Annotated in this window: 15 protein-coding genes and 1 tRNA gene; 7 read left to right on the top strand and 9 right to left on the bottom strand. The window is 32.7% G+C overall.

The genetic code is table 11. The annotated features are described in order from the left end of the window. The first annotated feature begins 45 nt into the window (after nt 1-45). Nucleotides 46-1,272: a Glu/Leu/Phe/Val dehydrogenase dimerization domain-containing protein gene (locus GR162_RS21930; protein WP_160783875.1), complete on the top strand. Its 1,227-nt coding sequence runs from the start codon at nt 46-48 to the stop codon at nt 1,270-1,272. A gap of 710 nt (nt 1,273-1,982) precedes the next feature. Beyond that, a complete protein-coding gene (locus GR162_RS21935; RefSeq protein ID WP_160783876.1) occupies nt 1,983-2,888 on the top strand; it encodes an energy transducer TonB in 906 nt (301 codons plus the stop codon). 252 nt (nt 2,889-3,140) lie between these two features. Here GR162_RS21935 and GR162_RS21940 read toward each other — a convergent pair whose 3' ends face one another. Together GR162_RS21940 and GR162_RS21945 are read right to left on the bottom strand one after the other, a co-directional pair. Then, nucleotides 3,141-3,536 carry a biopolymer transporter ExbD gene (locus tag GR162_RS21940; RefSeq protein ID WP_008464192.1) on the bottom strand — a complete coding sequence of 132 codons (396 nt, stop codon included), beginning with the start codon at nt 3,534-3,536 and terminating at the stop codon, nt 3,141-3,143. A gap of 3 nt (nt 3,537-3,539) precedes the next feature. Next, on the bottom strand, nt 3,540-4,235 hold the full coding sequence (locus GR162_RS21945) for a MotA/TolQ/ExbB proton channel family protein (RefSeq protein WP_008464191.1): 696 nt from the start codon (nt 4,233-4,235) through the stop codon (nt 3,540-3,542). A gap of 130 nt (nt 4,236-4,365) precedes the next feature. Here GR162_RS21945 and GR162_RS21950 point away from each other — a divergent pair, with 130 nt between their 5' ends. From GR162_RS21950 to GR162_RS21960, 3 genes are all read left to right on the top strand, one after another. Further along, nucleotides 4,366-5,592, top strand: coding sequence for a folylpolyglutamate synthase/dihydrofolate synthase family protein (locus GR162_RS21950; protein WP_160783877.1), 1,227 nt, complete (start codon nt 4,366-4,368; stop codon nt 5,590-5,592). 178 nt (nt 5,593-5,770) lie between these two features. After that, nucleotides 5,771-5,845 (top strand) — tRNA-Val (locus tag GR162_RS21955). 365 nt (nt 5,846-6,210) lie between these two features. Next, complete coding sequence (locus tag GR162_RS21960) at nt 6,211-6,501, top strand: DUF5713 family protein (protein WP_202393984.1); 291 nt, start codon at nt 6,211-6,213, stop codon at nt 6,499-6,501. Nucleotides 6,502-6,579: 78 nt separating this feature from the next. Here GR162_RS21960 and GR162_RS21965 read toward each other — a convergent pair whose 3' ends face one another. After that, the gene (locus tag GR162_RS21965; RefSeq protein WP_160783878.1) at nt 6,580-7,371 is read right to left on the bottom strand and encodes a hypothetical protein; all 792 of its coding nucleotides are present in this window, start codon (nt 7,369-7,371) and stop codon (nt 6,580-6,582) included. A 345-nt stretch (nt 7,372-7,716) separates the two neighbouring features. Between GR162_RS21965 and GR162_RS21970 the strand changes: the two genes are divergently transcribed. Next, nucleotides 7,717-8,112 (top strand): helix-turn-helix domain-containing protein, encoded by a 396-nt coding sequence (locus GR162_RS21970; RefSeq protein ID WP_160783879.1) that lies wholly within the window; start codon nt 7,717-7,719, stop codon nt 8,110-8,112. A gap of 85 nt (nt 8,113-8,197) precedes the next feature. Here GR162_RS21970 and GR162_RS21975 read toward each other — a convergent pair whose 3' ends face one another. Beyond that, a complete protein-coding gene (locus GR162_RS21975) occupies nt 8,198-8,557 on the bottom strand; it encodes a MerR family transcriptional regulator (protein WP_091136660.1) in 360 nt (119 codons plus the stop codon). Nucleotides 8,558-8,959: 402 nt separating this feature from the next. Between GR162_RS21975 and GR162_RS21980 the strand changes: the two genes are divergently transcribed. Next, nucleotides 8,960-9,523: a nucleoside monophosphate kinase gene (locus GR162_RS21980; protein WP_066033493.1), complete on the top strand. Its 564-nt coding sequence runs from the start codon at nt 8,960-8,962 to the stop codon at nt 9,521-9,523. Nucleotides 9,524-9,565: 42 nt separating this feature from the next. On the opposite strand, the gene GR162_RS21985 is transcribed toward GR162_RS21980, so the two are convergent. From GR162_RS21985 to GR162_RS22005, 5 genes are all read right to left on the bottom strand, one after another. Further along, nucleotides 9,566-10,210 (bottom strand): SMI1/KNR4 family protein, encoded by a 645-nt coding sequence (locus tag GR162_RS21985; protein ID WP_160783880.1) that lies wholly within the window; start codon nt 10,208-10,210, stop codon nt 9,566-9,568. Between the two features lie 106 nt (nt 10,211-10,316). Next, on the bottom strand, nt 10,317-11,420 hold the full coding sequence (locus GR162_RS21990) for an acyltransferase (protein ID WP_160783881.1): 1,104 nt from the start codon (nt 11,418-11,420) through the stop codon (nt 10,317-10,319). A 127-nt stretch (nt 11,421-11,547) separates the two neighbouring features. Further along, nucleotides 11,548-12,141 (bottom strand): YdeI family protein, encoded by a 594-nt coding sequence (locus tag GR162_RS21995; protein WP_160783882.1) that lies wholly within the window; start codon nt 12,139-12,141, stop codon nt 11,548-11,550. Nucleotides 12,142-12,185: 44 nt separating this feature from the next. Further along, nucleotides 12,186-12,959 (bottom strand): acyl-ACP--UDP-N-acetylglucosamine O-acyltransferase, encoded by a 774-nt coding sequence (gene lpxA, locus GR162_RS22000; protein ID WP_160783883.1) that lies wholly within the window; start codon nt 12,957-12,959, stop codon nt 12,186-12,188. Nucleotides 12,960-13,022: 63 nt separating this feature from the next. Then, on the bottom strand, nt 13,023-13,586 hold the full coding sequence (locus GR162_RS22005; protein ID WP_160783884.1) for a Crp/Fnr family transcriptional regulator: 564 nt from the start codon (nt 13,584-13,586) through the stop codon (nt 13,023-13,025). Nucleotides 13,587-13,874 lie beyond the last annotated feature (288 nt).

A 13,874-nucleotide genomic window follows, 5' to 3' on the forward strand; every position in this document is an offset into this window, starting at 1 on the left:
TATTCTATTTTATACTTTTACGCAAAATAAACATATCACAACAAAATGAAAGATTTATTACAACAATTTGAAAACAAAGCACCTGAAATTGTTTTCAATTGGAAAGATTCAGAAACAGAAGCCGAAGGGTGGACTGTTATTAATTCACTTCGCGGAGGAGCTGCTGGTGGAGGAACAAGAATGAGAAAAGGCTTAGACATGAATGAAGTTTTGTCTTTAGCAAAAACAATGGAAGTTAAATTCTCTGTTTCTGGTCCTGCAATTGGTGGCGCTAAATCTGGAATAAATTTTGATCCAAACGATCCTCGCAAAAAAGGTGTTTTACAACGTTGGTACAAAGCGGTTTCTCCTTTATTGAAAAGCTACTACGGAACTGGAGGAGACTTGAATGTTGATGAGATTCACGAAGTAATTCCAATGACAGAAGAATGTGGTGTTTGGCATCCGCAAGAAGGAGTTTTCAACGGACACTTCAAACCAACAGAAGCAGATAAAATTAATAGAATCGGGCAATTGCGTCAAGGTGTAATTAAGGTTATCGAAAACCCAAAATTCTCACCAGACGTAACTAGAAAATACACAGTTGCTGATATGATTACTGGTTTTGGTGTGGCCGAAGCAGTTCGTCATTTCTATGCAACTTACGGAGGAGACATTAAAGGTAAAAAAGCAATCGTACAAGGTTTCGGAAACGTAGGTTCTGCAGCAGCTTTCTATTTAGCTGAAATGGGCGCAAAAGTAATCGGAATTATCGACCGTGATGGCGGATTAATAAAAGAAGAAGGTTTTTCTTTTGAAGAAATCAGAACTTTATTCTTAAATAAAGACGGAAACAAATTAGTTGCAGATAATATGATTCCGTTTGAAGAAATCAATTCTAAAATCTGGACAATTGGTGCTGAAATTTTTACGCCTTGTGCAGCTTCAAGATTGGTGACTCAAGCGCAAATTGACAGTTTAGTTGCAAACGGATTGGAAGTAATTTCTTGCGGAGCGAATGTTCCTTTTGCTGACAAAGAAATTTTCTTCGGTTCTATTATGGAAGAAGTTGACAGCAAAGTAAGTTTGATTCCTGACTTTATTTCAAACTGCGGAATGGCAAGAGTTTTTGCTTATTTCATGGAGAAAAAAGTTCAAATGACAGACGAGGCAATTTTTAACGATACATCTGAAACAATCAAAAATGCAATCGTAAAAGCACACGCTTTAAGTGCATCAAAAACAAATATTAGTGCAACTGCTTTTGAAATTGCATTGAAACAGTTAGTATAAATTTATTTATATCTCAATCTAAACGAGCCGCATTATTGTTGGCTCGTTTTTTTTTAACCGCAAGGCACGCGAAGACTTACGCAAAGAACGCAAGGTTATTTCTCGCAAAGTCGCGAAGTCGCAAAGTTTTTCTTTTTTAAGTTTCTTTGCGTCTCCGCGACTTTGCGAGATTTTAAAGAAACCGCTTTGTGAACCTTGCGTAAACCCTTGCGTGCCTTGCGGTTAAATAGCTAGCAGTTTTTAACGCAAAGTGCGCTAAGACATTTTAATTCAGAGCGCAAGCAATATCTAAATATTAAGTTCGCAAAGCTGTGTCTATATAAACTTTGTGAACTTTAATCTAAAGATTTCTCAAATTAAACAGATAAAAACTTTGCGTTCTCTGCGTAAACCTTTGTGAACTTTGCGGTTAAATAGCTAGCAGTTTTTAACGCAAAGTGCGCTAAGATATTTTAATTCAGAGCGCAAGCAATATCTAAATATTAAGTTCGCAAAGCTGTGTCTATATTAAACTTTGTGAACTTTAATCTAAAGATTTCTCAAATTAAACAGATAAAACTTGCGTTTCTTTGCGTAAACCTTTGTGAAATTTGCGTTATAATAAATTCTAAAAACTCATAACGCGCGGTTAAATTCTCTCTTTCATTCTAAACAATTTTTGCTACTTTTAAACGTTTTTAAAATAATACATTTCAAAATTTAGAATTTAAATGAGTTCCTCAATTTCTTCAGACCAAAAGAAATCATTGCTATTCACAACAGCTATTTATGCAGTAATAATTCTATTACTGTTATTTATACGTTTCTGGCCACCATATAATCCAGAAAACAATGTTGCTCTTGCTGATGGCGGAGGTGGCGGTGGAGGCGTAACCATAAATTTTGGAGACAGCGATTTAGGTTCTGGCGCCAATTATAAAAGCGAAGTTCTGGATGTAAAAAACAATGTAAAACAAGCGCCTGCAAAAGCAACTCCAGAAGAGGAATCGATAATTACACAAGAAAATACAATTGCAGATAATGACGTTGTAATTCCGACAAAAGAAAAGCCTAAAAAACCTGTTCCTGTTGAAAAACCGATACAAAAACCTGTACCGGAGAAACCAAAAGTTTCTAATTCGACAAACGATGCATTAGCCAGCATTATGAAGGGTTCGAACAAAGGTGGCGACGGAGACGATAAAGCAGCAGGAAATAAAGGAAAATCTAACGGAAGCTTAAACTCTAACGGATATTACGGTTCTGGTGGTTCTGGCGGAGGAACTGGAGGCGGTAACGGAACTGGAAATGGCATTGGAACTGGAAGCGGTTACGGAGCCGGAAGTGGCGGCGGTTCTGGTGGAGGTACAGGTTATAATCTAAATGGAAGAAAAGCATTATCTAAACCAGCGCCAAAATACACTTGCAATGAACAAGGAAAAGTAGTTGTAGAAGTTACAGTTGACCAAAACGGAAAAACGATAAGCGCAACGCCAGGAGTTAAAGGAACAACAAATACAGCGAGCTGTTTACTAGAACAAGCTAAAATCGCAGCATTAAACACCAAATGGTCTGCCGATGCAAATGCCGCCGCAAAACAAGTTGGAAAAATTATTTATAATTTCAGTTTGGATTAAAAAACACGAATTACACAGATTTAAACTGTTATCATAGAAAAAGGCTTTCAGAAATCTGAAAGCCTTTTTATTGAGTTTTTTTCGACACACTCACTTCGCCTCGTTTGTCATTTCGACGAAGGAGAAATCTTCGCGAGAAGCTCTACAAAGATTGGATATTCATTACGGAGTTACTTGTGGAGATTTCTCCTTCGTCGAAATGACAAGATTGTGGCACATTCCTTATTGTGATTGCTTCGTTCCTCGCAATGACTACTTCGGACTTGTAGCTATTACAAACTTCAAATTGTTCTTCACTCCTATCTGTAAAACATCTACTAAGTCTTGAACTTGCAGATTAAACGGAATTCGAACTACAACGGTTTGTTCTTTATCTGTTCCTATTTTTGACATTAAACTCGTTTCCAAGTTTTCAAAATCTACTTCCTGTTTGTCAATGTAGAACTTTTTATCTTCTGTAACCGATAAACTAATTAACTGTTTATTGGTCTTTTCATTAGCTTTAGCTTTTGGCAAAGTCATCTTAATCACATTCGGATTTGCCAGTGTTGAAATAATTAAGAAAAACAACAGCAGGAAAAACATGATATCGCTCAAAGATGAAGTCGCAACTTCGGCATGAAATCTTCTTTTTCTTTTAATAGACATGGCTTATGCTCTTTGAATTATATTGACAAATTCTAAAATCTGTTTCTGAATTTTTAAAGCAAAATTATCAATCTTTCCGTTCAATAAGTGGTATGCGCTATAAGCGATAATCCCTACAATTAATCCAGAACCAGAACTGATCATTTTCTCGTATAAACCTCCAGAAATGTTTCCGATACTAATATTTTCGGTAACCGAAATGCTATAGAAAATTTTGATAACCCCGGAAATTGTTCCGATGAAACCTAACGTTGGCGCAATACCTGCGATAAGTCCAAGATGGCCTAAATGCCTTTCCATTTCTCCAATTTCAATATCGGCAGCGCGGTCCATGTTGGCTTCAATCTCAGCAATTGGTCTTCCGATTACTAAAACTCCTTCTTTCAAAATATTTCCGGCTGCAGTATTATTTCTTTCTACAATTGTTCTTGCCAATTCAATATTTCCAGAATGTAATTTTTCACCAATATCTTGCATTAATCTGCTGTCAATTTTAGACGCTCGGCTAATGTACATATAGCGTTCAAAAATTAGGTAGATCGTATAAAACAGCAACAACGCGATTGGAATTAAGAACACTCCCCCTTTCATGATGAAACCAAACATTGAAATTTCATTTTGCGGTGCCGCGATCTTTTCGACCACTACATTTGAAGCATTTGCGATTGTATCTGTTTGTAACTGAATAAAAGTAAACATATATTAATTCTGGTTTTTAATAATTAATTCTAAAAAATATTTGAAATTTGCAATAAAGATAATTTTCGCTGTAATATTAAACTACAAAAATCGAAATTTATTTCAATCAACAACCATTTTATCTAAACAAATGAACTATCAAGAGACTACCAATTGGATGTTTAATCAGCTTCCAATGTACCAATTGCAAGGTGCTTCTGCGTATAAAGAAGATTTAACGAATATCAAATTATTGGCAGCCCATCTTGATAATCCGCAGAATGAGCTAAAGTGCATTCATGTAGCAGGAACAAACGGAAAAGGTTCTACTTCGCACATGCTTTCTTCTGTTCTGCAAGAAGCAGGTTACAAAGTAGGTTTGTATACTTCTCCACACTTAAAAGATTTTAGAGAAAGAATTAAAATCAACGGTAAAGAAATCTCAGAAGATTTTGTTATTGAATTTATTGCAAAACATAAATCTTTTTTTGAAGCTAATGATATGAGTTTCTTCGAAATGTCAGTCGGATTGGCTTTTGATTATTTTGCTGCTGAAAAAGTTGATATTGCGATTATCGAAGTTGGTCTTGGCGGAAGACTAGATGCGACTAATATTATCACGCCTTTGGTTTCGGTAATTACCAATATTGGTTTAGATCATACACAATTTTTAGGAAATACACTGGAAGCGATTGCCGGCGAAAAAGCGGGAATTATTAAACCGAATATTCCTGTAGTTATTGGCGAATATACAGATGAAACTAAACCAGTTTTTTTGGCTAAAGCCGAAGAAAACAACGCACCGATTTATTTTGCTTCAGATTTAATTGACCAAATTTATTTATCTGATTTGATTGGAGATTATCAGTTTCACAACAAAAAAACGGTTCAGCAGACAATTTCGATTTTGAACAATGAAACCGATTTTAAAATTTCCGTAGAACAATTAAAAGAAGGTTTACTGAATGTTGTAAAAAATACGGGCTTACAAGGCAGATGGCAACAATTGGGAGAAAGCCCAAAAATAATCTGTGACACGGCACACAACAAACATGGATTATCGGTTGTGATGAATCAGCTTAAAAACGAAAAATACGAGAAACTGCATATTGTTTTGGGCGTTGTAAATGATAAAGATTTAGATTCTATTTTGCCGCTTTTCCCAAAAGATGCGCAATATTATTTCTGCCACCCAAATTCGTCACGAGCTTTGCCTGCCGAAACTTTAAAAAATGCGGCTGAAAAATTCAGTTTAATTGGAGAGAAATACGATTCTGTTGAAATCGCTTTCGCGGAAGCAGAGAAAAATGCTTCAGAAAATGATTTTATTTACGTTGGCGGAAGCACTTTTGTTGTTGCCGAATTGCCTTTGAACTAAAATATACTTTTGATGTAGAAAAAACTTCAAAAAAATCATTTTAATAACAAATTCATAAACAAGGAGATATAAACTATTTTTAAAAAATTTTTATTTTTTATTCGAATTTCTTTGCAGAACTCAAAAACTAGCGTATATTTGCACTCGCAATCACAAACGATAGCAACCTAGTAAAATAGGGCGATTAGCTCAGCTGGTTCAGAGCACCTCGTTTACACCGAGGGGGTCGGGGGTTCGAACCCCTCATCGCCCACAGAATTTTAAAAACTCCAAAGTCTAATGATTTTGGAGTTTTTTTGTCGTTATAAATTTAAAAACAGGGATTTGATAAGGAAGTTCTGAGCATTCCGATTTTTAATCGGAAGTGGTCGGGGGTTCGAACCCCTCATCGCCCACCAAGAAACTCCTTAAGAAATTAAGGAGTTTTTTTTTGCCCTTTTTTCAAAAAACACCTTTATAAATACGATAAAAAACTTATGAAAATGAAAGGTTACATAATAGCAATAGTTTCCTTGATTTTAATTTCCTGTAATGGTCAGCAATCAAAAAATCAAGATAAGATAATAATCCAAAAGGATTTAAAAAATGAGAAAATGAAAGATTATGTCTTTTTAAGATATGTACGCAGATTCATACTTTCCGAAATTTCTCGTTGACAAAGTAAAGACAATACTTATCGACCTATGTTTTGAAATCGAGAAAACATCGCCAAAAAATCTTGATGAATTCTACCAATTAACACATTCTGCGACAATAAAAATCAACGAATTACAAGATGATTTTTACGAGAATAATAGTGAAATTGAAACTGTTGCAAGAGAATCAATTGGACAAGATTTTGATATTATTGCAAAATCTTACGGATTTGATGCTGATCCGGAAGAAATAATTGCACCTAGAGAATGGTAAAAATCAGGAATTAAACTGAATTAAGATCGTTTTACAGATATAAAATTACGCATACTGAAAAACCAAAATATTGTCTTTTTACAGAATCGGATCATATTCTATTTGCTTGATAATAAAATTTTCAATTTTTAACCTAAAACCATAATCATTTTGAAGATAATCATGTAAAGTAATTTCAGTATTAAAATTATCATTTTCATCAATGCTAATACAAAAATCAAAAACATTTAAGCCATCAAACCAATCTGTTGAAACATATGGAAGTCTATCTCTAAAATCATTCCCATTATAAAACCTAAGCAACTCTTCTTTTATTTGTCCCAGCCATATTATATACTCACTTAATAACAATAAAGTATAGAGATCAGGCTTTTTATCTGAAAAAATAAAACATGCTTCGTCTCCCCATACAGGTTCATTCGGTACGTTTTTATTTAAAATAACTATGTTTTTAATTTTATCAGAAATTTCAATATCATAACTCCCTCTATTAGTTTGAGAAACAACGAAATCTTCAGTCAGCAATTTTGTAGGATCTTTTTTTATTTTAGAATCACGCAGATCTCTGTAAACTTTAATATTCCAAATATCTCGGCTATCTATTTCTGATTGCAATTCTTTTATTTTTGCTGTTTGCATTGTGCTCATAGTGCTTTTTTCTAAACTTTTATCTATAATTATAGAAGCAAAGATGTTACTCCCTACCATATTATAAATCTTGGCTAGAATAAATTCTTCTTCAAAAGTGAGCTCCTTCAAATCCTTTAAAAAGTAGATTATATCATATAGCTTTTCAACACTTTTCTCAGAACCGTTTGAATTTAAAAATTCTGATTCAGCATCAACAAATTCTTTAACTATATTATTCATTATTCTTATTTAAAAATTATTTCCTCACAAACGAATATAGCAATATTTAAGCTACTTTATAGAATTACAAAGCTTAATATCTTAGTATTGCCATTTAGACTGAAAAGAGAAATCACACTCGAGTATCAACAAAGATTAGCGACAAACTTTACGGAATCTCTAGTGTGATCCTTCGTTCCTCAGGATGACAAATCTTTGCCTAAAATTAAGCTTGAGAACAGAATTCAAAATCCTTAACATAAAAATTGTATTTTTGTTTACCGCTCCCCAAGAAAATCTGTAACATACATTTAAAATCTGTTTTTTACAGTTCTGGTTTATTCACTTAATTATTATCTTTGAATTATGAGCACACTATCAAGACCAAAACATATCGGAAGAAACATCAGCCGTATTCGTGAACTTCGCGACATGAAACAGGAAGCATTGGCACAGGCTTTAGGAACAAATCAACAAGCTATTTCTGCTATGGAAAACAGCGAAACTATTGATGAAGAAAAACTTACTGCAGTTGCAAAAGCACTTGGCGTTACAGCCGAAGGCATTAAAAATTACAGCGACGAAAACATACTAAGCATAATCAACAATACATTTAATAGCCATGACAGCTCTACATTAAATGCTGTCAATTTTCAGCCTACTTTTAATCCGCTTGATAAAATTGTAGAACTTTATGAGCGTTTGGTTCAGGCAGAAAAAGATAAAATTGAATATTTAGAAAAAATAATAAAAGGGAAATAATCTTTTAAAAATCATAAAAAAAGCTCCATTAGAAATAATAGAGCTTTTTTTACTGTCTTTAATTCAAACGAACGATAATTTACTATCACTCATTATTTTTTATTTTCTCACATACTTTTTCAAGAAGGCTTTTGGTTTGCTTAAAATATTTCATTTTATCATCGATCTCTTTTATTTTGGCTTGAAAAAGCTCCAATGTTTCTGGTTTAGAATCAGTTGTTTCGAACCAGCTGATCAATATTTTCTTTATTTCCGCCAAAGTAAATCCGACTTCTCTCGCTTCTATAATAATTTCTAGACGCTCAATAGTATTAGCATCGTAATGTTTATAATTATTAGAAGTCACATTTTCATCAGTCATTCCCTTGATCATTCCTAAATTTTCGTAATATCTAATCGTATGGATTGACAATCCGGTTTTTTTTGATAATTCGTTTACAAGCATAATTTTATTTTTTGAAAAACCACAAAGCATAGAGTATAGTCTATACTATTTAGATACAAATATACCAATTATTTTTATTTTTAAAATTTCAAAACACGAGAAATGAGATTTCAAATAAAAAACTCCATTATTTTTAGTTAAGCTTTTTTTGAAATTATAAAGAAGCTTTATTTCAATTTCGTCAGCGCTTAGAATTTCTCAGCAAAAACTCACATTAAAAAAAGTCTATTGCTAGCTGATGAACTGCTATACATTTCTAAAATTACCTGCAAATGCCTCACCCCTAAGGTTTTTATTATGCAAAAGCATATTTTTTTCTTGTAAATTTGTGATTCCTTGTAAAATCAGAATACCGCATTCACAACTATAAAACTCGAAAGAGAATTAAACGCTTTACAACAAATGGAAATATTAATAATTACTGGCCCTCCATATTCAGGCAAGGGCACGCAATGCGAAATTTTAAAAGATGAACTTCATTTTGAACATATTTCAACTGGAGACAGATGCCGTTTGGAAAAACAAAATGAAACGGAAATTGGAAAAATAATGTCTCAATATGAAGAAAAAGGAGATTTGGTTCCTGACTCAATAATGAAAGATCTTTTTAGCAAAATATTGGATGAAAATATCGCTGCTAAAGGAATCATTTTAGACGGTTATCCAAGAACTGAACCGCAAGTAAATGATTTATTAGAACTCGTTAAATCTAAAAATCTAGAAATTGGAAAAGTAATTAATATTGACGTTCCAAAAGAAGAACTTTTAAAAAGAGCACAGAAAAGAGCCGAAACTTCTAACAGAAAAGATGACAAAGATGTTAATATTCACCTTAAAAGAATTGCAGTTTTTGAAAGTTCAACCAGACCAGCAATCGAATATATGAAGTCCAAAATTAAAGTTTTAACTTTTGACGGAATGGGTACAATTGAAGAAATAACAAAACGAATTAAGGATAATCTATAAAAAAACACTGATTTAAAAAAATGGTACTCAGCATGATTGCAATTAACAACCAAAACTATCTTTTGAATTATATTCTTCTGCAATATCACTCCAATCATTATTCCATGTACGCTCAAAATAAATATCTGCTTTCGCCCAGTCTTCTGCGTCCCAATCTTCTCTTTCATCAACCAGTTTTAATTTCTTGGACTGAATTTTTCTAATCATCAAATTTAAAAAATCATCAAAACTATCAGAAACTACTGAAATTGGCTCAGGATCTCCGCAAGGAAGATAGATGACCTGCCCTAAAATACCATCTGTATTTGGAATAAAATCTAAACAAAGAAAATTTCCAGAACCATCGTGAGCGAATGGAATTCTTTTAGTCGAATACAAAACATTCGTAATTTTTCTTACCTGATTAATAGCTTCAGGCTTTGTATCTGGAGCATTTTTAAAAAACAACCATTCTCTTTTAACTCCTTCAATACTTAAATATCCGAATCCTCCCAAAAAACCTAATGTTCTTTTTTCTCCGTTATAGGTTTTTAACAATTTAACATAAGATGCAGGTAATTTTTGGTCCACAAATTTTTCCAGTTCTTGTATTTCAACATCAGTTGCCCCTTTCCTCATAAAACGATGAAAAATATCAAGCTTACTTTTACAAACATTAACTAAACTGGCTGTTACTACTTGTTTCATGATAGATATGTTTTTTTTATTTGTCCTTTTGAATGATTAAAAAATAATTTGAGCACGAAAATTAAGTAATATTTTTTCATCTCAAATTTTATAATATTAGAAATATCTATCGGATGTCTTTTACCATCATCTTTTTTCTTCTCTGCGTCAAATAATTCCTAAATGGAATATCATAAACCACCATCACTAAATATGCAAAACCAACTAGCAGAATCACAGAAGTTACGACTATCAAAGTCAATTGTGTTGTATCTGGTTTGTAATTGGTATAATAATTTCCAAACATCCATAAAACCGCATAATGCGTCATATAAAGCGGATACGATATTTGGCCAGAAAAGATACAAGCTTTTTTTAATCCAAGTTTTAAAACAGCTCCAGCTCCTAAAGAAATTAGTAACGGAAAATATAATAATACAACCAAAGGTTCCGAAATCCAATTGTATTCTGAAAACGGCATAATAAAAGCTAATAGCAATAAAATAGTCAATCCGCCAAAACCGAGCTTGTTTTTAATAATCCAATTGGATCTATAGATAAGTAATCCTGCTAAAAAAGAATACGAAATTCTCGCACATCCATCCCAAAAAGTTTGTCCGCTCCAGCCTCCTAATAAATTGCCCGAATTATATCCGACATAACAGATTGCAATCGCAGACAATATCGTTAACAGCAATAAAAAACTTCTGGCAATTCTGTAAAGCACAAATGCATAAATGATATTGGCAATATATTCCCAAAACAGTGACCATGCTGGCGCATTAAAACTAAACAAATTGAAACCGCGATCTGCAATAACCGGAAACGGAATAAGAAATATAGAACAGATAAATGTCAAAATAATTTTTCCTGTACTATACAATTCCAAATGACCTCCAAACGGATCAAATAAAAAAGCCAGCAATCCTAATATAGACCCCGCTACAACCAACGGATGTAATCTTATAATTCTTGATAGAAAGAAATTGCGAAGACCCATTTTAGCAATGCGATCATCATAAGCATATCCGATTACAAATCCTGAAAGGCAAAAGAAAAAATCGACAGCCAAAAATCCGTGTCCAATAAAATTCTGGCTTGGATCGGTAAAAATCCATTCCATAAAATGAAACACAACAACTGCAAAGGCCGCTATACCTCTTAATCCATCTAAAATTTCAAAATGCTGTTTTGTTTCAAGAATTGCTGTAGTTGATTGGCTTGTACTCATTAGATTGTAATATGCTTCTGATTCGTAAGTATATAGTTTTGCAAGTTCTATAAATTAATAGTTAAATCAAAGCGTGAATCATTACCCCCACTAGCAGAAGATATAAAAACTCATTAATAAAAATATCTTAATCATTCAATCCTTTTCCCTCTAGAATTCTCAGGATGTTTTTTTCTACTCTAGCTCCTCTCGTTTTCGATTGTTTAGGTTGGGAAAAATGAAGCAAATAGGCTCGTTGTCTTCCAGGAGTTAAAGCATAAAAAGCTTTTTGAAAATCAGCATCAGAATCAAATTTATTCTGAAGTTCTTCGGCAATTTCAAAATCAGAAACTTTTTTCAATTCTACTTTCTGTCCTGATTTTTCAATTTCAGCAGCTTCAAAAATATATTTTTTTAAAATTTCCTTTTTAGCTAAAATATCTTGAACATTCGTAAATCGCACTTGACGCGCTGCCTGAACATTATTTGACTGCTGAATCAAGATATTATCTGGATCTTTCATTAAAGCGCCTTTGAAAAACAAAAAAGCACAATATTCTTTGAAATAATGGATTAATACAATATTCGCTTTTTCGAAAGTGTAACAAGGAGATCCCCATTTCAATTCTTCAGACAAATGACAGTCCAAAACAATTTCTCTCATTTGTTCAATTTCGGCCTTCCACTTTTCTGCCTTTTCAAAATAAAAATCGACTTTAGAATTTGTACTATAGTTTGCCATAATGGGTTAATTTAATAATATATAAATTTAGCCTTTTTATATATTTAAAATTCAAAACCTTTAATAATTCCTCTTTTGGACTGAAGAACAAATTTTAGAATCTTGTTTCTTTCAGCAGTTTCTTTAAAACTTTCTGCAATTAATTCTAAAGCAAATTTAGTATTTCTCTTTTCTTGAAACAAAATCCTATAAATTGATCGAAGCTCATCAATTTTGCTAGAGTTAAAACCTCTTCTTTTTAGACCAACAGTATTTAATCCTGCAAACCTTAAAGGTTCATGAGCCGCAACAATAAAAGGTGGAACATCTTTAACAACTCTGCTTAAACCGCTAATCATAGCATGTTCACCAATAACTGAAAATTGATGTATTGCGGTCAATCCGCTTATATTTACCCAATCTTGAACAACGACCTCTCCAGCCATGCCAACACTAAATCCAATAATAGAATTATTTCCTATTACACAGTCATGTCCGATATGAGCGTTAGACATAATCAAATTAGAATTACCAATCCGTGTTTTACCCTTCGAGATTGTTCCTTTGTTAATTGTTACAAATTCTCTGATTATATTGTTATCCCCTATTTCCAAGAGAGTATATTCTCCTTTGTATTTTAAGTCTTGGGGAATACCACCTAGAACCGCATTAGAATGGATCTGACAATTTTCTCCAATTCTCGATCCGCTTAAAATTGTCACATGATTACCTATATAGGTATTATTGCCAATTACAACATCTTGCTCGATAGTAACACCATTTCCTATACAAATGTTATTTCCCAGAATAGCATTTTTATGAATAAAAGTTTCTTTCAATTTTTACATCTTTAATGAGGAACAAAAATTGAAAAACTCTAGATACTTTTTATTGATGTAATGTCAAATAATTGACGCTCGAATCCTACTCAAAGTTTCTTGGCTTACACCGATCAATGAAGCAATATGCTTCAGTTTGGTTTTTTTAATAATTTGAGGAAATGATTCTAAAAGAAATAAGTACTTTTTCTCAGCAGTCATTAATCGAAACACATGATTAAACTCATTTATATGAGAAAGATAATATCGAAGCTGCTTGATATGAAATTTTATAAATAGCGGATATTCTAATAGAGCCTGCTCATCGGAATAAGACAGAGAATATACCGTTGTTTCTTCACAAGTTTGAAAACTCTCAAAAGACGGTTTCTGCTCAAAAAAACTGCTCATTGAAGTTACAAATTGATGATTGGTATAAATCCACTTCGTAACTTCGATTCCATCCTCAATACAAAACCTTCGAACCGCACCTGATTTTATAAAATAGATTTTACGACAAATCTTACCCTCTTCTATGATAAATTCATCTTTTTTAAAAGTTTCTTCCACAAAACTTCCTTTAATTGCACGTTCTGTTTCCAAATCTAATTCTTGAAAACTATTTATAATTCGAATTAGCTCTTCCATCGATTTTTAATTTCATTAACAACCAAATTTAAAACGAAATTAATACAAAAGCTAGATTACAAGTAAAAACAAAAAATTTAATCAATTATAAACGTTCTAAAGACCCATTAATAAAAAGTCGATCTAAGTTGTCATTAAAGAAAAATCAATGCAAATAAACTAACGGTAATCAGCCTCACTCACAAACACACTTTATATACATTATATACATGCATTTCCCGCAACGGCGAAAACTAAGACACCTACTTTATCTTTTACTTTTAAGACAAAACCCTTCAAAACCGGCAT

This window comes from Flavobacterium sp. HBTb2-11-1, from assembly GCF_009826975.1.
GTDB lineage: Bacteria > Bacteroidota > Bacteroidia > Flavobacteriales > Flavobacteriaceae > Flavobacterium.